The organism is Bradyrhizobium sp. RD5-C2 (genome assembly GCF_019972155.1).
Taxonomy (GTDB): domain Bacteria; phylum Pseudomonadota; class Alphaproteobacteria; order Rhizobiales; family Xanthobacteraceae; genus Bradyrhizobium.
Genome location: NZ_BOVL01000019.1, coordinates 35,805 through 51,499, shown reverse-complemented (window position 1 = coordinate 51,499; position 15,695 = coordinate 35,805). Strand labels below are relative to the sequence as shown.

The 15,695-nt window shown below is 63.4% G+C and carries 15 protein-coding genes and 1 pseudogene; 5 read left to right on the top strand and 11 right to left on the bottom strand.

The window, feature by feature from the left end; all coding sequences use genetic code 11:
• Positions 1-25: 25 nt before the first annotated feature.
• The 6 genes from typA to BraRD5C2_RS21200 form a co-directional block, all read right to left on the bottom strand.
• Positions 26-1,852 (bottom strand): translational GTPase TypA, encoded by a 1,827-nt coding sequence (typA, locus tag BraRD5C2_RS21225; protein WP_166213197.1) that lies wholly within the window; start codon positions 1,850-1,852, stop codon positions 26-28.
• Between the two features lie 289 nt (positions 1,853-2,141).
• Positions 2,142-2,288 (bottom strand): hypothetical protein, encoded by a 147-nt coding sequence (locus tag BraRD5C2_RS21220; protein ID WP_223971095.1) that lies wholly within the window; start codon positions 2,286-2,288, stop codon positions 2,142-2,144.
• Between the two features lie 102 nt (positions 2,289-2,390).
• Positions 2,391-2,672, bottom strand: a complete 282-nt coding sequence (locus tag BraRD5C2_RS21215) for a hypothetical protein (protein WP_223971093.1) — start codon at positions 2,670-2,672, stop codon at positions 2,391-2,393.
• Positions 2,673-2,705: 33 nt separating this feature from the next.
• Positions 2,706-2,954 carry a hypothetical protein gene (locus BraRD5C2_RS21210; RefSeq protein ID WP_223971091.1) on the bottom strand — a complete coding sequence of 83 codons (249 nt, stop codon included), beginning with the start codon at positions 2,952-2,954 and terminating at the stop codon, positions 2,706-2,708.
• Positions 2,951-4,399: a radical SAM protein gene (locus tag BraRD5C2_RS21205; protein ID WP_223971089.1), complete on the bottom strand. Its 1,449-nt coding sequence runs from the start codon at positions 4,397-4,399 to the stop codon at positions 2,951-2,953. The genes BraRD5C2_RS21210 and BraRD5C2_RS21205 overlap by 4 nt, the downstream gene beginning before the upstream one ends.
• Entirely contained in the window at positions 4,380-5,099 is a 720-nt protein-coding gene (locus BraRD5C2_RS21200; RefSeq protein ID WP_223971087.1) for a prolipoprotein diacylglyceryl transferase, read from the bottom strand. The genes BraRD5C2_RS21205 and BraRD5C2_RS21200 overlap by 20 nt, the downstream gene beginning before the upstream one ends.
• A 365-nt stretch (positions 5,100-5,464) precedes the next feature.
• Between BraRD5C2_RS21200 and BraRD5C2_RS21195 the strand changes: the two genes are divergently transcribed.
• Positions 5,465-7,285 (top strand): adenylate/guanylate cyclase domain-containing protein, encoded by a 1,821-nt coding sequence (locus BraRD5C2_RS21195; RefSeq protein ID WP_223971084.1) that lies wholly within the window; start codon positions 5,465-5,467, stop codon positions 7,283-7,285.
• Positions 7,286-7,355: 70 nt separating this feature from the next.
• Here the strand turns inward: BraRD5C2_RS21195 and BraRD5C2_RS21190 are convergent, their stop codons facing one another.
• Positions 7,356-8,120 (bottom strand): Crp/Fnr family transcriptional regulator, encoded by a 765-nt coding sequence (locus BraRD5C2_RS21190; protein ID WP_223971082.1) that lies wholly within the window; start codon positions 8,118-8,120, stop codon positions 7,356-7,358.
• A gap of 199 nt (positions 8,121-8,319) precedes the next feature.
• Here BraRD5C2_RS21190 and BraRD5C2_RS21185 point away from each other — a divergent pair, with 199 nt between their 5' ends.
• Both BraRD5C2_RS21185 and BraRD5C2_RS21180 read left to right on the top strand, forming a co-directional pair.
• Positions 8,320-8,694, top strand: coding sequence for a response regulator (locus tag BraRD5C2_RS21185; protein WP_223971079.1), 375 nt, complete (start codon positions 8,320-8,322; stop codon positions 8,692-8,694).
• Positions 8,695-8,787: 93 nt separating this feature from the next.
• A complete protein-coding gene (locus tag BraRD5C2_RS21180; RefSeq protein WP_223971077.1) occupies positions 8,788-9,912 on the top strand; it encodes a hypothetical protein in 1,125 nt (374 codons plus the stop codon).
• Positions 9,913-9,938: 26 nt separating this feature from the next.
• Here the strand turns inward: BraRD5C2_RS21180 and BraRD5C2_RS21175 are convergent, their stop codons facing one another.
• The 3 genes from BraRD5C2_RS21175 to BraRD5C2_RS21165 all read right to left on the bottom strand — a co-directional run bounded on the left by BraRD5C2_RS21175 (position 9,939) and on the right by BraRD5C2_RS21165 (position 14,416).
• Positions 9,939-10,937, bottom strand: coding sequence for an N-acetylmuramoyl-L-alanine amidase family protein (locus BraRD5C2_RS21175; RefSeq protein ID WP_223971075.1), 999 nt, complete (start codon positions 10,935-10,937; stop codon positions 9,939-9,941).
• 166 nt (positions 10,938-11,103) lie between these two features.
• Positions 11,104-12,666 carry an alkaline phosphatase D family protein gene (locus BraRD5C2_RS21170; protein WP_223971073.1) on the bottom strand — a complete coding sequence of 521 codons (1,563 nt, stop codon included), beginning with the start codon at positions 12,664-12,666 and terminating at the stop codon, positions 11,104-11,106.
• 343 nt (positions 12,667-13,009) lie between these two features.
• Positions 13,010-14,416: a TAXI family TRAP transporter solute-binding subunit gene (locus tag BraRD5C2_RS21165; protein WP_223971071.1), complete on the bottom strand. Its 1,407-nt coding sequence runs from the start codon at positions 14,414-14,416 to the stop codon at positions 13,010-13,012.
• Between the two features lie 212 nt (positions 14,417-14,628).
• On the opposite strand from BraRD5C2_RS21165, the gene BraRD5C2_RS21160 reads away from it, so the two are divergent.
• Complete coding sequence (locus BraRD5C2_RS21160) at positions 14,629-14,934, top strand: 4a-hydroxytetrahydrobiopterin dehydratase (RefSeq protein WP_050404938.1); 306 nt, start codon at positions 14,629-14,631, stop codon at positions 14,932-14,934.
• A gap of 95 nt (positions 14,935-15,029) precedes the next feature.
• Entirely contained in the window at positions 15,030-15,410 is a 381-nt protein-coding gene (locus tag BraRD5C2_RS21155; protein WP_223971070.1) for a YkvA family protein, read from the top strand.
• A 94-nt stretch (positions 15,411-15,504) separates the two neighbouring features.
• Here the strand turns inward: BraRD5C2_RS21155 and BraRD5C2_RS21150 are convergent.
• Positions 15,505-15,695, bottom strand: a pseudogene (locus BraRD5C2_RS21150) (TAXI family TRAP transporter solute-binding subunit); the annotation flags it as partial.

Sequence of the window (15,695 nt, the reverse complement as noted above, 5' to 3'; positions counted from 1 at the left end):
CAGGCGGGGGCACGACAGATCGGGCTTACGCTACAGCCTCTTTGGCCTTTTCGGCGCGCTTGCGCTCGTTCGGATCGAGATGCTTCTTGCGCAGCCGGATCGACTTCGGCGTCACCTCGACGAGTTCGTCGTCCTCGATATAGGCGAGCGCCTTTTCCAGGGTCATGCGGATCGGCGGCGTCAGGCGCACCGCTTCGTCCTTCGAGGTGGTGCGGATGTTGGTGAGCTGCTTGCCCTTCAGCACGTTGATCTCGAGGTCGTTGTCGCGGGTGTGCTCGCCGACGATCATGCCCTTGTAGACCTTCCAGCCCGGCTCGATCATCATCGGGCCGCGGTCTTCCAGCTTGAACATGGCGTAGGCAACCGCCTCGCCCTGGTCGTTGGAGATCAGCACGCCGTTGCGGCGGCCCTGGATCTCGCCCTTATAGGCCGCATAGCCGTGGAAGATGCGGTTCATGATCGCGGTGCCGCGGGTGTCGGTGAGCAGTTCGCCCTGGTAGCCGATCAGGCCGCGGGTCGGCGCGTAGAACACCAGCCGCAGGCGGTTGCCGCCGGACGGGCGCATCTCGATCATCTCGGCCTTGCGCTCGCTCATCTTCTGCACGACGACGCCGGAATGCTCCTCGTCGACGTCGATTACGACCTCTTCGATCGGCTCCTGCCAGGCGCCGGTCGCCTCGTCCTTCTGCAGCACGACGCGCGGGCGCGACACCGAGAGCTCAAAACCCTCGCGGCGCATGGTCTCGATCAGGATCGCGAGCTGCAATTCGCCGCGGCCCGAGACTTCCATCGAATCTTTGTCGGAGGCCTCGACGACGCGCAGCGCGACATTGCCCTCGGCCTCGCGCAGCAGGCGGTCGCGGATCATGCGCGAGGTCACCTTGTCGCCTTCGGTGCCGGCGAGCGGCGAGTTGTTGACGATGAACGACATCGACACCGTCGGCGGATCGATCGGCTGCGCGGTCAGCGGCGCCTCGACGCTGGGATCGCAGAAGGTGTCGGCGACGGTGCCCTTGGTGAGGCCCGCGATCGCGACGATATCGCCGGCGTCGGCTTCCTCCAGCGGGGTGCGCTCGATGCCGCGGAAGGCGAGGATTTTGGTGATACGGCCCTGCTCAATGGTCTTGCCGTCGGCGCCAAGCACCTTCACGGCCTGGTTCGGCTTGATGGAGCCCGATGAGATGCGGCCGGTGATGATGCGGCCGAGATAGGGGTTGGCTTCGAGGATGGTGCCGATCATGCGGAACGGGCCCTCTTCGACCTTCGGCGGCGCGACGTGGCGCACGATCAGGTCGAACAGCGGCTGCATGCCGGCGTCATGCGAAGCTTCCGGGCTGTCGCCCATCCAGCCCTGCTTGGCCGACCCGTACAGGATCGGGAAGTCGAGCTGCTCCTCGGAGGCATCGAGTGCGGCGAACAGGTCGAACACCTCGTTGATGACTTCGGTCGGGCGTGCGTCGGGGCGGTCGACCTTGTTGATCACGACGATCGGCTTCAGTCCGACCTTGAGCGCTTTCGACACCACGAATTTGGTCTGCGGCAGCGGGCCCTCGGCGGCATCGACCAGCACCAGCGCGCCGTCCACCATGTTGAGGATGCGCTCGACCTCGCCGCCGAAATCGGCGTGGCCGGGGGTGTCGACGATGTTGATGCGGGTATCTTTCCACTGCACCGAGGCCGCCTTGGCCAGGATCGTGATGCCGCGCTCGCGCTCCAGATCGTTGGAGTCCATGGCGCGCTCGGTGACCTTCTGGTTCTCGCGATAGGTCCCGGATTGCTGCAGCAGGCGGTCGACGAGCGTGGTCTTGCCGTGGTCGACGTGGGCGATGATGGCGACGTTACGAAGGTTCATGGCTCTTCTTCTGGTCGTGCAATGGTTAGATGCGCGATCTCGCCGGACCAGTTTGGCCGGCCGCTCGCTCACGTGGCCCAATCGGGGCCCGGATCACGCTCATACCCAAGAAATTTGACGGGGACGCATCACCCCAAAAAGGAAGCCCGGTCAGAGGACCGGGCACCTTGCGCGTTGCGGCGCAATATAGTCAGAAAACGCCAAAAAACAACGGTTTATTGGCGGTTTAAGTGCCTGATTTTCGCTCCGGAACCCGGTTTTAAGGGGCTTTTGCGGGTCGAATCCGGCGTCATTTCCGAGAAAGCGCCTGGAGGATCAATGTCAGCCCGGCAAAAGCCAGGCAGACCACGATGATGGTAGCCGGATTGACGTTGGCTCCGGGCCCCATCGCGACGCTGATGACGACGCAGAGGACGCCGGGGATCAGCAGGAGCACCCCTACCACCAGCATGAAAGCGGTCTGGCAGCCGTTGCGCCAATGCGGTTCCAGGGGCCCTGTTCGGCAGTGGTGAATCAACGTTGTTCATCAAGGGTGGTTCTAGCTGCCCTTGATCGCGGCGCGGACCAGCATCACGCCGGCAAAGCAGACCGCGAGCCCGAGCAGGATCAGGAAGAAGACGGAGGGATCTGGCCTCGATTCGGTCAGGCCGCCGAACCCGAACAGCAGGGCGCAGAGCCCGGGCAGCAACAGGAACAACCCGAACAGCGCCATGAACGCGGTGGCGCAGCCGCCACGTCGCGGTGGGAGCGGCGGAGGGAGGTCCGTCCCTGGCGACTGCGTTGGTGCAGGCGGCACGGGAGGGGGATTGGTCTCGCTCATGGCTGTTGGTCCACCAGTGGGTTCGTGCCGTCTCTAGGAGCCAGGTCTGCGGATGGCCCACCAGATCAGGGCGACGCCGAAGCACGCGACGAGCAGGCAGGCGGCGACGAACTGAAGATCATCAGACGCGGTCTTGGCGATGCCGGCAAATACGAAGAGCAGCGCGCAGAGGCCGGGCAGCAGCAGAATGACGCCGGCGACGATCATCAGCGCGGTCACGCAGCCGTTGCGCTGCGCCGGAGGGCGTGACGGAGGCGAGGGGGACGCGCCGGTATCGCTCACCTTGGCACCTCCTCCTCCGTCAGCCGCGCCTCCCGATAAGTCTGTCCGGCCAGGCTCGCGCGGATGCCGTCGATCTTTCCGTCACGATAGAACAGATTGTAGGTGTCGAACGGGATGATCGCGCCGCTCTCGGTGACGAAGTGGATGCAGCTTCGCTTGACGTTGCCGACGCAGAAATTGAAACGATCGAGAAACTGCACGATGGTGACGCGGAACACGTTCTCGTAAGTCAGGCCGTCCGGCACCTCGAAGCTCGGCAGGCAGCACAGCAATTCGCAGACCCGCTCGCTGGTGTTCAGCGGCCCCGACGACAGCGAGAACAGGTCGACGAATTTCTCGCGCAGCACCGGATATTTCTCCGGGCTGATCGTGTTGGGCATCACGGCGATGAGCTGCTCCTGCGGGATCAGCGAGGTCAGCGGCAGCACCTTGTCGCCGTTGCGCAGGCCGTAGCCGATCGAGATGCTCTCGGGATTGCACGGCAGCGGGATCATGTCGTCAGCGCCGAATACTCCGGTCTCGATCACGCGCTGGCGGATCTCCGACAGCATGATGCGGTCGGTGTCCTTGTTGAAATCCTCGTTGCGGCCGGCGTCCTGCACCGGCTGCAGCGTGACGCCGCGGACGCAGGTCCAGGTCAGCGCGTGACGGACGATGTCGCCGATTTCGGTGTCGTTGACGCCGCGCTTGATGGTCGCGACCAGCGTGGCCGAGACGCCCTCACGCTCGAGATTCTCCAGCGCCTGCTGGCGAATCTTGCGCAAATCGGCGCCGCGCAGATTGACCAGCGCGTCACGTTTGAGCGAATCGAACTGCAGATAGATCTCCAGCCCGCGCTTGTTCTCGGCGAGCTTGGCCACGAAGTCCGGCTCGCGCGCGATTCTGAGGCCGTTGGTATTGATCATGACGTGGCGGATCGGGCGGGCGCGCACCGCATCCAGAATGGCGAAGAAATCCGGATGCAGCGTCGGCTCGCCGCCGGAAATCTGCACTAGATCCGGCTCGCCCTCGCTCGCCACCAGCGCGTCCAGCATCTTCTCGATCTTCGCCAGCGGCGTGAAGCCGGTCCGCGCTGGCGAGGAATCTGCAAAGCACACCGGGCAGGTCAGGTTGCAGTGCTCGGTGATCTCGATCAGCGCCAGACAGGAGTGCTGCTCGTGATCGGGGCACAGCCCGCAATCATAGGGGCAGCCGAATTCGGTGTGGCGCTGGAACGCGAGCGGCCGGTCGCCGGGCTTGATGAAATCCTTGCACAGCCGCCAATAGGCCTGGTCGGTCGAGACCAAGGTCGACTGCACGCCGTGCTGCTTGCAGCGCTTCTCGTACCAAACCTCGTTGCCTGATATCTGGATCTTGGTCGGCACCAGGGTCAGGCAGGTTTCGCAAAGCGATTGGGTCTGGCCCCAGAAGATGTACGGGCGGGACTTACGCAGCGGCGCGTTCATGCTTCACACTCACATTCGGGGCCGTCGCCAGCATGACGGCGGCATAAATCATGACAAACAACGACAGCAGGTGGAACAGCGAGAACGGGCCGATCAGCGCGCCGTAGGGCTTGATGAACTCCCACACGAAGCGCTGCAGGCCGTAGTAGAACAGCACGAGGTAGAATCCATTGGTGATGACAGCGGCGTTGCGGTTCAAAACGGCCCGGACATAGAAGGCGGCGAACGCCGCCATCGCCAGGCTCTCATAGAGCTGCACCGGATGGCGCAGGATGCCGTCGCCGAAATCGTGGCCCCAGGGCAGCGTGGTCGGCGTGCCATAGGTGAAATCCTCGAGGCCAGCGAAATAGCAGCCGAGCCGGCCGATCGCGACGCCGATCGCAAGCGGCAGCGCGAACCGCGCCCCGGTGCGCAGTGAAATGCCGTGCAGCCATTTGTAGAGCTCGATCGCGACGATGCCGCCGGCCAGCGCCCCCTCGACCGAGCGGGCGATGCCGGACATGCCCGAGAACCACAGGTTCAGCGTGCCGAAGATGTAGGCGCCGATGCCGGCGCCGAACACCAGCGCGGCGATATATGTCAGCTCGAAGGATTGCCGCGGGAATTGCAGCCCCCGCACCCGGGACAGCCACCACATCGCGCCGGCGGCCGCGCACCATGCTGCGACGTCGAAAACGGCGTGAAGTTCAGCCCCACTCATGAGGCGAGTGTAGCGTGATTTTCGCGTTGGGCGATATAGGTTCTCCCTCTCCCCGTTCCTGCGGGGGCGAGACGAGCGTAGCTCGCTCTTAGAGGGTTGGGGTGAGGGGCTGCCTCCGCGACCGCGATGAGACCCGCACCCCCTCGCCCGCAAGCGGGGCGGGGTGAGCCGTGTGCCAGCCTAGGGCGTGTACTCATAAATCCGTTCCCCGCATGTGCAGGGAATCGCGAGGTCCGGATGGCCCTCCAAAGCAGGCGTCGAACGACACCCAAGTGAGTGTCCGCTAAGGGCCATCAGGCGACATTAGCAGTGTGGCCCGGTCACCCGATCCGTCGTACAATATCTCGTCGGTTGGGGTGAGAGCCATGGTGCAGGAGCGGCCATTCCCTGTCGAGCGCAGGTTGTCTGCGATATTGGCCGCCGATGTGGCTGGCTATTCGCGGCTCATGCACGATGACGAAGAGCCGACACACGCCAAATTGACTGCGCTCTTGGCGGACGCTGTTGTGCCAGCAATCGCTGAACACGGTGGACGTATCGTGAAGAACACCGGCGATGGGTTCTTGGCGGAGTTTACAAGCTCAGTTGAGGCAGTCCGAGCCGCCGTACAGTTTCAGACCCGCATCAAGGAACTTTCAATCCACGAGAAGGAAGACAGGCGCGTTTCCTTCCGAGTGGGCGTCAACATCGGCGACGTCATCGTCGAGGCCCATGACATCTTTGGAGACGGCGTTAACATCGCGGCCCGGCTCGAGGGCATCGCAGAGGCTGGCGGCATCTGCATCTCGTCTTCTGCCTACGATCAAGTAAGGGGCAAGGTGGGGGTTCAGTTCGCCGATTTGGGCGACCAGAACTTCAAAAACATCGCCCGCCCGGTCCGGACCTATGCCGTGATCTGGGATGAACTCGGCTTAACGACACGGTCCAGTCGCACGGAATCGATCGCCCTTTCGCCGCCTCGTCTTTCCATCGTTGTGCTGCCGTTCGCCAACCTCAGCGGCGATCCCGAACAAGACTATTTCGTCGATGGTGTAACCGAGAACTTAACAACGGACTTGTCGCGCATCGGCGGCTTGTTCGTAATCGCCCGGAACAGCGCGTTCTCGTACAAGGGCAACACAATCGACGTACGGCAAGTCGGTCGCGAGCTGAACGTCCGGTACGTGCTTGGAGGTTCTGTGCAGCTCAGCGGCAAGCGGCTTCGAGTGAACGTGCAGCTCATCGATGCCGAAAGCCGCAAACATCTTTGGGCCGAGCGCTTCGAAAAGCCTGTCGCCGATCTTTTCGACATGCAGGACGAAATCGTATCGAGGCTCGCCAACTCGTTAGGTGCCCAGCTCGTTGTAGCCGAGGCACGAACAGCGGAGCGGTCGCCGCATCCCGACGCGGTAGACCTGTTCTTTCAGGGTACTGCTTGTTTCTACAAGGGACCGACACTTGAGCACGCGACCCGGGCGCGCAGCTTTTTTGAGCGTGCCTTGGTGATCGATCCCCGAGGGGTCGGAGCGATTTGGGCGTTGATCGGCATGGCAAACGTCGATCTAACCGTGGGAGCCGACCTGTTAACGGACGAAGGGGCCGCGCTCCTTTCGGCAGCCGAAGCGAACGCGATCAAAGCACTTTCAATATCCCCCAACGTTGCAATGGCCCGCCTGATACTGGCTCTCGTGTACATCAACACAAACCGCGCCGCACGAGGGATTGCCGAATGCGACCAGGCATTAGCGCTTAATCGCAATTTGGCTTATGCTCATGGCGCTATTGGTTTAGCCAAATTCTATATGGGTTGTCCTACCGAGACTGAAGGCCAAGTACTCGAGGCTCTCCGTCTGTCCCCTCGCGATCTCGTTGCCAACCGGTTGATGCGTTTTGTGGGCGTGGCAAAACTACATATCGGTGCGGATACCGAAGCCGTCAGTTGGCTGCGACGAAGCATTGAGGCCAACCGCACTCATGCTCCCGCCCATTTTTCGCTGGCCGCTGCCTTGGGCTTGCTCGGCGCGCTGGATGAGGCGCGAACAGCTGCGAAAGCGGGATTTGCGCTCAACCCAAGCTTTACGATCCGCCGCTTGCGCGTCGCCAAAATAAGCGACAATCCCATTTATCTCGCCGGACAAGAGCGTCTTTGTGAGGGCATGCGCATAGCCGGGGTGCCGGAGGGGTGTGATGTCGGAGATGGGTCATAAGCCGCTTATGACGACCGAACTGGGCAACTTCTGTTTTGTGACTGGAAGCTGACGTTTATGAGTACGCGCCCTAGTTCGTCGGATTGTCCTCGCTCGGATACACCCCGCGCAGCACTTCCTCGAAATGATCCTTCACCGCCTCGTTGCACAGGCAGGAGCGCAGCTTGAGCTTGTCCGGGTCGCGGATCACGATCGCCCCGCGGCGCGTGTCGAGCACGCCCTCCGCCTTGAAGTTCTGGATCACGCGGCTGGTGTAGCTGCGGCCGACCCCGAGCAAGGTCGAGAGCTGCTCATGCGTCAGCGGCACCACGCCGTCGCCATTGGTGCGCTCGATCGCCGAGATGATCCATTTCGCGGCGCGTTGCTCGATCGAGTGGATCGCATTGCAGGCGGTCGACTGGAAGATCTGCGCCAGCATGCAGTCGGCATAGCGCGCGAAGATGTTGCGCACCGAGATCGACTTCAGCTTGGCGGCATCGAGCCTGCTGATCGGCAGCCGCACGAACGGCCCGCCAAACTTGACGGTGATGCGGGTATAGGCCGGCAGGAATCCCTGGCTGACGATGCCGCCGACCGCGCCCTCGCGGCCGACCAGGATGGTCTCCACATCGCGCCCGTCCTCATTGGCCACCATGTAGGACGCAAGGCTCGGTCCGCATGGGAAATGCACGATCTGAACGTCGTCACCGGGATTGTAGAGCAGGTCGCCGGCCGCCGCCTCGACCACCGCAAGATACGGGGCGATCAGCTCGTAGTCGGCGGCATTCAGCCGGCGCAACAGGTTGTTGAACGGCCGGTCGTTCGTCCCGGCCAGATCGGTCCGTTTGGCAATCATTGGAAAATCCTGCACTCCAACGCGGACCATACTGAAAAAGTTCCCACTTTTATGTTCACTAGTGAACAGACGCGGCAGCTTGCGATGTGATGGGTTTCATTCCGGGAACAGCCGGCGTGCTTTCGGGCGCCGGTCGCGGGCCATCCGGCCGGACTGATCCGGTCCTCTCATCCATCATCGAAGCAATGGACACCGAGCCATGGAATCCGCCCCCAATGCCGGCATGCCCGGTGACGTTCTCGTGGTCGAGGACGATCCGATCATCTCGCTCTATTTCGAGGATACCATCCTGGGCTTCGGCGCCCGGACGGTGCGCACCGCGGCGAACGTTGCCCGCGCGCTCGAATTGATCGCCGAGCGCGCGCCGGACTTCGCGCTGCTCGACGTCGGCCTCGTCAGGGGCGAGAAGACCTTCGCGATCGCCGAACGGCTAGACGCATTGAAGGTGCCGTTCGCGTTCGTCACGGGCTATGGCGCTGATATCAGGCTGCCGGTATCGCTCGCCGGCAAGCCGCGGCTGACCAAGCCGTGTTCAAGCGAAGCGCTCGAAGCCGCGCTGAGAAATGGGCACTGACTGATCGCCGGGCTTTGGCCTCGCCGTCGGCGCGTTCGTCGTCTACCATCCGGTCTGTCGGATTCGGCGACGCACGGGCCTTGGGAAGCCGTCATGGCGATCAGGACATCTGCCGCTGCGTCCGCAGCGGCGCTATCTCTCGGGCTGCTGCTCGCGCCGCCGCTCGCCTCGACCGTCGTCGGTAGCTTCGTGTCTCAGGCCAGCGCCGAGCCAGCCGCACCGACGAGCGAGCAATCGGCCGCGCTGAAGGCCTACGACAATGCCCTGAAGAGCTTCGTCTCGATCCTGCGCCAGCGGCGCGCGCAGATCGATTCCCATCAGCCGCTGACCGACTTGCCGGGCCAGCCCGTCTACCTTGCCCGTGTCGAGATGATGAGCGCCTACAAGGATCTCACCGATGCGCTTCCGTCGAGGATCGGTAGGCCCAACAGATTCGGGATCCCTCCGGCCTATTTCGACGCCGACAATGAGCCGCTGCTCGATGAGTACAGGAAGCTGTTCGACGTGATGGAGGCGCCGCCCGCCAGCGCGCAAAGTTCCGAGACGCCATTCAAGGACGTGGTCGACCTGGCGATGGTGATCGCGCGCGCCAGGGGGCTGGATGCCGCTGACGCCGCTGTCGCCGGCCGGATCAGCCTCGGCCTGTTCTTTGCCGAGACAAACGGCAAGCAAAACGCCGGAAATGCGCGGTCGAACACCTACAAGGGCAGTCTGCAGACTGGTCCGTCCGAAGATCGCAACGGTCGAAAGAAGTGGGCCGCCATCAAACAATCGATCGCGGCCCTCGATCCTGCGCTGAGCCGTCGCGACGATATGGAAGAAACCCGGATCGGCAATCTCGACCACCGGTTCAATCACTGGACCGCGGTGCGCGATGCGCTCATGAACGCGCACGCGGATATTTTCCCGCAGGTCCCGGCGATCGCAAAGGCCCTGCCCAATCCGGTCGATCAGATGAAGCTCTTTGAGCTCATCCAGATCATCCCCAGCCCGACCAGGTCTGCGCTGAAGTCAGGCGACCTCGTCAACTACAGAATCTCCGAGCCCAGGATCATGGGATATCTGCGAAACAACAGCGTCTTCGCTTTCGGTCGAGCCGACCGGGCAAAGACATCTGCGAGCTTCCGCGAAATCCTCGATGCGATGTGGCTGTTCAGCCCCAAGTTCGAACAGGCGCTGGCCAAATTCGCGGAGATCAAGGCCGGCAAACCGGGCTGAGCCGGGAGGTGCTGATCGCTCGGCCGTCAGAGTGGACCGAGCAGAGCCCATCGCGGCTCGCAGAATTCCTTCACTGCAGAAGCGACGCCGCTGCTGATCGTGTTGCGGCGCTCGGCCGAGTCCATCTTGAGTTCTTCGTCCCGGTTGATGATCGAGCCCGCCTCCAGCAGGACGGCGGGCATCGCGGTCCTGCGCAGCACGATGAGCTTATCGTAGCTGTAGACGCCGGTTTCCTTGTTCAGCAGCGGATGCTGCTCGCGCCCCATGATGGGCAGGCTGTATTGCTCGGCATACTGCAGCCCCTCGGCCTTCATTTCCCTGGCGACCAGTTCGGCGAACAGGAGGCTGGTCTTGAAGTCCGGATTGTTGCGGGAGACGAACACCGAGTAACCGCTGAAGCGATCACTGAAACGGCGTTTCTTTCCCTCGAAATCCCAGTCCTCGAGCATCTTGTTGGGCACGGAATCATGATGGATCGACAGCAGCAGATCCGCGTGCAGGTTGTTGGCGGCGGCGACCCGCTTGAAGAGGCTGGGCCGCGCTTTGCCTTCGGTCAGCAGCAGCCTGGTTGCGGCAAAGCCTTCGGCCTTCAACTTCTCCTCGATCGACCGCGCAAGGCGCAGGTTGAAGGTGAACTCGGCGACGTTGCGCGCGCTGATCGCGCCTTCCGATTCTGCGGTATGTCCGACATCGAGAACGATCCGCAATGTCGCGGGATCGCATTTGGTTGCGGCCGGCTTGGAAACGGTAGGCGGCAGGGCGACCGGCCCAAGGGCGGCAAGCCTTGTGGCGCGTGGCTTTGATGGCGCGTGGTGCCTTGCCAATCTGGCCGGCTTTGCCGATTTCGCACGCTTTGGCGCTTTGGGATGCTTCGATGAGCTCTTGAAGAGATCAGGCAGCCAGCCGGCGTCGCCGGCTTCGATCGGCAGCAGCGCGAACGCCGCGATCGCGACGACAAGCAAGCGATGAGGCCGAAGCCCCGCGACGATGCCACCGAGCACGCGAATCAGTTCGCAGCGCCTCATGCTCCGCCCCTCCGGGCCCCCAGCATAACGGCTCTGATATCGGTACCGGAAGAGGCAGGTCGCGTCCATCCCCCGTCAATCGCGCCGCTCTTGCCTTGAACGCCCTTGCCTTGGGGCAAGGCCGTTCAGCGCGGGGAGTTAAGGTTCCGTCGTGGTTGCGACCTGATTACACTGGCTTCGGATCGAGCGTGATTGCCCACAGCTCGGCGTCGACGCGGTCGCGCAGGCTGACCGTCATCTGCCCGCTCTTGCCGTCGATCTTGACGTGGCCGAAGAACTGCATGCCGGCCGACGGCGGCAGGTTCTGGTTGGCTTCGCCCGGCGCCTTGACGAACTTCACCTCGGGTCCAAACGTGTTGTCGAGCTCGTTCGGACCGAACGTGCCGGCGTGCAGCGGGCCGGAGACGAATTCCCAGAACGGATCGAACTCCTGGAACTGGGCCTTGTTCGGGTTGTAGTAGTGTGCAGCCGCATAGTGCACGTCCGCGGTCAGCCACACCGTGTTGGCAATGCCGGCAGTCTTGATGAAGCGCAGGATGTCGGCGATCTCGAGCTCGCGGCCGCGCGCCGGTCCGTCGCCCTGCGCGAAGGCTTCCGAGCCCTTCTTGTTGGCGGCATCGTCATAGACGATCAGCGATAGCGGCATATCGGAGGCGATCACCTTCCAGGTGGCGCGCGAGTTGAGCAGCGCGCGCTTCAGCCAGGCCATCTGATCCGGACCGATGAAATAGGCATCGGGGCCGTAGGTCTCCTGCAGGTTCGGACCGTTGGGGCCGCGATAGCTGCGCTCGTCGAGCATGAACACGTCGAGGTGCGGGCCGTAGCTCAGCGTGCGATAAACGCGGCCCGGCTCGACGATGCTCTCGCGCATCGGATACATCTCGTGGAAGGCTTTCGCCGCGCGCGCGGCGAGCACATTGATGTCGCGCTCCTTGTAGGCCGCCGGCAGCTGCTTCGACAGCGACCAGTTGTTGGTCACCTCGTGGTCGTCCCACTGCACGAAGATCGGCACCTCGGCATTGAAGGCGCGCAGATTGCCGTCGAGGAAATTGTATTTATGCGCCGCGCGATACTCGTCGAGCGTCTCGGCGACCTTGGCCTTCTCCGGGATCGTGATGTTCTTCCAGATCTTGCCGTCGGGCTGCTTCTGCTCGGCGGTGATGACGCCGTCGGCATAGATGGTGTCGCCGGAATGCAGGAAGAAATCCGGGGCGTGCTTCTTCATTGCCGCGAAGGTGATCATGCCGCCGTCGTCGGGGTTGATGCCCCAGCCCTGGCCGGCGACGTCGCCGCCCCACACGAAGGAGATATCGCGGCGGTCGCTCGGCGCGGTGCGGAAGCGGCCGACCACCGGCTCGCCGACAACGTCGACATGGGCGAGGTCGCGGAAGCGGACGCGGTAGAAGATGTCCTGGCCCGACGGCAGGTTCTCCAGCAGCATCTTGGCCGTGAAGTCGCTCTCCGGCAGCGCCGTGATCGGCGGCAGCGCGCGGGCATTCTTGAACGAATCTGTCGTCGCGACCTCGACCATCATCTGCGAAGGACGGTCCGCACGCGCCCATACCACGCCGCCGTCGACGCCGACATCGCCGGACTGCACGCCATGGGTAATCACCGGGCGGTCGGCCGCGCGCGACAGATAGGGCATCGCGATCACGCCAGCGCCGGCCGCAGCAGCGGTCGAGAGAAAGCGGCGGCGGGTCAGATTTCGCGAGAACCGGATCGTCATGGGGAGCCTCCTCAGGTCACAGCGACAATGCGCCGCGGTCGAGCACAGACCTAGAAAAATTCCATGACGGAGAGATTACAGGGGGATGGAGAGCGGATCGCGCCCTTCGTAAGGTGAGCACATGCGTCAGGCTCCCTCCCCCCTTGTGGGGGAGGGTTGGGGAGAGGGGTAAGCCCCGGGCGGTGACGCCAGAGACGAAATGACACTCGCGCAATCGCAGCGACGTTCTCGGGATCAAACTTGAACGGAGCAAGCGGCACCCCCCTCGCTGACCCTCCCCCACAAGGGGGGAGGGAACGGAGAGAGTTCGTTCGCCGATGGCGTAGTCGTGCAGTATGGAGACCTACGCCGTGCCCGCCGCCCTGAACTGGCTCGCAGTCCGCTGCAGATTTTGCGGCATGCTGAGCAGCAGCGCCTTGCGGTCGGCGACGGCGTTGTGGAACTGCTCGAGCGCGATGTTGAACGCGGTCAGCGTGCCTTCCTCGATGGCGCCGTGCTCGAAACAGTCCAGCGTGTGGCGCAGGATGTCGTCAGCTTCCGCCTGCAACTGGTCGAGCTCGTCGGTCGAATCACTCTGCCGAGCGGTCTTCAGCATCTCCAGCAGGCGTTCGCGCTGCGAGGTGTTGGTGTTGCGTTCGTCCTGCTTGAGATAGCCGGCGAACCATGCGCCGGCCGAGCCCATCGCCGAGAACGCCATCAGGCTCCACCAGATGTAATCGCTGTAGCGGTCGAGGAAGGTCTTTTCCTCGCCGTCGACGAAGGCCGCCGCGCCCGGATGCACCGGGATGGTGGCGTCCTTGTCGGTATCGGGCGTCTCGATCTTGGCGGCAAGCGGGAAATCATTCTTGAGCGACTGCCGGATCGCGAACAATTGCCGGGTGAAGGCCGCGACCGTCGCGTCCGACAGGCCCTTTCGCGCCACGATATGGTGCGAGAAGCTGATCGTCTTCACCTCGTCGTCGGGCCGGTCGGCCGAGCCGAGCGAGCCGGCGGGAATTTCCGCGGCCTCATAGGCCGGATGGTTCTGCGCGATCGCCTCGGACGCATCGATCGGCAGGAAGGTGGGCTCGCCGCCGTCCTTGGTCGACGCCGTGATCGCATCGATCGTGAGCTTGCTGTTGGCGGGACCGACAGCGAGATAGGCATCGGCCTTCAGGTTCTTGATGGCCTCGACCGCTTCATTGGCCGGGAATTGCACGATCTCGACCTTCATCGGATCGACGCCGTATTGCGTGAGGATCAGCTTCAGCAGATTGACGTTGGCCGGCGTGCGGCCGACGACGCCGATCTTGCGGCCGGCAAGCTGTGCGATCTTGGTGATCTTTGCGGCCTTGCGGCCCTTGCCCTTGGCTGCGGGCGGCACCCACATCACCACGACATTCTTGCGCAGGACCGCGACCGCCTGCGCATTCTTCGGCACATCGAGGTCGCCGCGGATGATGGCGAGGTCGGCCTTGCCGTCGGCCAGCGTCTGCGCGCTGGCGCTGGCGCCGTCGGTCTGCACCGGGCGGAGCTTGACCTGGGTGTGCTGCTGGTTGTTGAAGGCCTGCGCCAGCGCCTGCACGACCCTGAGGTCATCGCTGCTTGCCGGGCCGACCGCGATCCGCAGCGTCACCGGACGCACCGCGAAATAATAACCGGCGATCGTCGCGCCGACGATGGCGAGCGCGCCCGCGATCAAGACGAACATCAGCCGTCGCTTTGCGGAGCGCAGCGGCTTGGGCGATATGCTGGCGGAGCCGTCTGTCATCGATCTCGCAAACAATCGTCGGGGCTCAATCTCGCAAAACTACCAACGCGCACACATAAGCCATTTGTAGCAAATTCCTGGGGCTACAGATGTTACATCTGCGTCATGGTTACCAGCGGCGATAGGACGCTATTTCGGCCTTATTTTCGGCATGGATCCCACCCCGGAGGCCGGTGGTTAGGCTAAGGTCGGCGTCAAACGGGAGGGTTACCATGGTCGAAAGGCTGTCAGCGGAAGCAAGGAAGGCCGCGCTTTGGGAACTGGCCGGCTGGTCGGAACTGGCCGGGCGCGAGGCGATCGCAAAGACCTTCGTGTTCAAGGACTTCAACGAGGCCTTCGGCTTCATGGCACGCGCCGCTTTGGTCGCCGAGAAGAGCGACCATCACCCCGAATGGAAGAACGTCTACAAGACGGTCGAGGTCGTGCTGGCGACCCATGATGTCGGCGGGGTGACCAAGCGCGATATCGACCTCGCCAAGGCGATGAACGCGATCGCAAGGCAGCTCGGGGTCAGTTGACCCGGCTGCGCGCAACCTTGCGCCGGTTGGCCGACATCCCCAGATTCGGATCGTCCGCCGCCGATCCGTCGTGCGGCGCCACAGGGAACCTTGCGATGCCATCGACCGATACCGGCATGGGATTTGGGCCTGCCGACCGGCTGGCGCAGGACCCCGAAGGCGTGCGCCGCCGCTTCTGGATCAAGTTCAAGAAAGTGGTGGCGCGGCTTCCTTTCGCCGAGGATCTGCTCGCGGCCTATTATTGCGCCTTCGACCGGCAGACGCCGCGCCATGTCCAGGCGGCGCTGCTCGGCGCGATCGCCTATTTCATCCTGCCGTTCGACTTCATCCCGGACATGCTGCCGGTGCTCGGCTTTACCGACGATGCCGCCGTGCTCGCAACCGCGATCCGCATGGTGGCAAGCCACATCACCCCCGTGCATCGCGAAGCCGCGCGCGCCGCGCTGAAGCGCGGGGTGCCGGAGAGCACGAAATAGTAGCCCGGATGAAGCGTAGCGCAATCCGGGGGCTTTCTCGCCAATTGATCGAGCGGTCACGGATTTCGCTGCACTCTATCCGGGTTCGAGGAGTCTAGCGTTTCTCGCCGGCGCGCAGCTGGGCACGCGAGTTGTTTTCCGCGTCCCACGCCCGGAACTGCTTGAACAGCACCTCCTTGTCGGCGTCGCTCTGCAAGCGCGTCGCCGCTGGGCTCTGCTTCAGAAATTCATCGAAACGGGTGCGCGTTGCAGCTTCGACGCCGTGGCGGTCCAGCCATTGCTGGG

Coding starts and splice junctions, on each gene's coding strand:
- typA (WP_166213197.1), bottom strand. CDS start 1,852: ATGAACCTTCGTAACGTCGCCATCATCGCCCACGTCGACCACGGCAAG.
- BraRD5C2_RS21215 (WP_223971093.1), bottom strand. CDS start 2,672: ATGAGCGAGACCAATCCCCCTCCCGTGCCGCCTGCACCAACGCAGTCG.
- BraRD5C2_RS21205 (WP_223971089.1), bottom strand. CDS start 4,399: ATGAACGCGCCGCTGCGTAAGTCCCGCCCGTACATCTTCTGGGGCCAG.
- BraRD5C2_RS21200 (WP_223971087.1), bottom strand. CDS start 5,099: ATGAGTGGGGCTGAACTTCACGCCGTTTTCGACGTCGCAGCATGGTGC.
- BraRD5C2_RS21195 (WP_223971084.1), top strand. CDS start 5,465: ATGGTGCAGGAGCGGCCATTCCCTGTCGAGCGCAGGTTGTCTGCGATA.
- BraRD5C2_RS21190 (WP_223971082.1), bottom strand. CDS start 8,120: ATGATTGCCAAACGGACCGATCTGGCCGGGACGAACGACCGGCCGTTC.
- BraRD5C2_RS21185 (WP_223971079.1), top strand. CDS start 8,320: ATGGAATCCGCCCCCAATGCCGGCATGCCCGGTGACGTTCTCGTGGTC.
- BraRD5C2_RS21180 (WP_223971077.1), top strand. CDS start 8,788: ATGGCGATCAGGACATCTGCCGCTGCGTCCGCAGCGGCGCTATCTCTC.
- BraRD5C2_RS21175 (WP_223971075.1), bottom strand. CDS start 10,937: ATGAGGCGCTGCGAACTGATTCGCGTGCTCGGTGGCATCGTCGCGGGG.
- BraRD5C2_RS21170 (WP_223971073.1), bottom strand. CDS start 12,666: ATGACGATCCGGTTCTCGCGAAATCTGACCCGCCGCCGCTTTCTCTCG.
- BraRD5C2_RS21165 (WP_223971071.1), bottom strand. CDS start 14,416: ATGACAGACGGCTCCGCCAGCATATCGCCCAAGCCGCTGCGCTCCGCA.
- BraRD5C2_RS21160 (WP_050404938.1), top strand. CDS start 14,629: ATGGTCGAAAGGCTGTCAGCGGAAGCAAGGAAGGCCGCGCTTTGGGAA.
- BraRD5C2_RS21155 (WP_223971070.1), top strand. CDS start 15,030: ATGCCATCGACCGATACCGGCATGGGATTTGGGCCTGCCGACCGGCTG.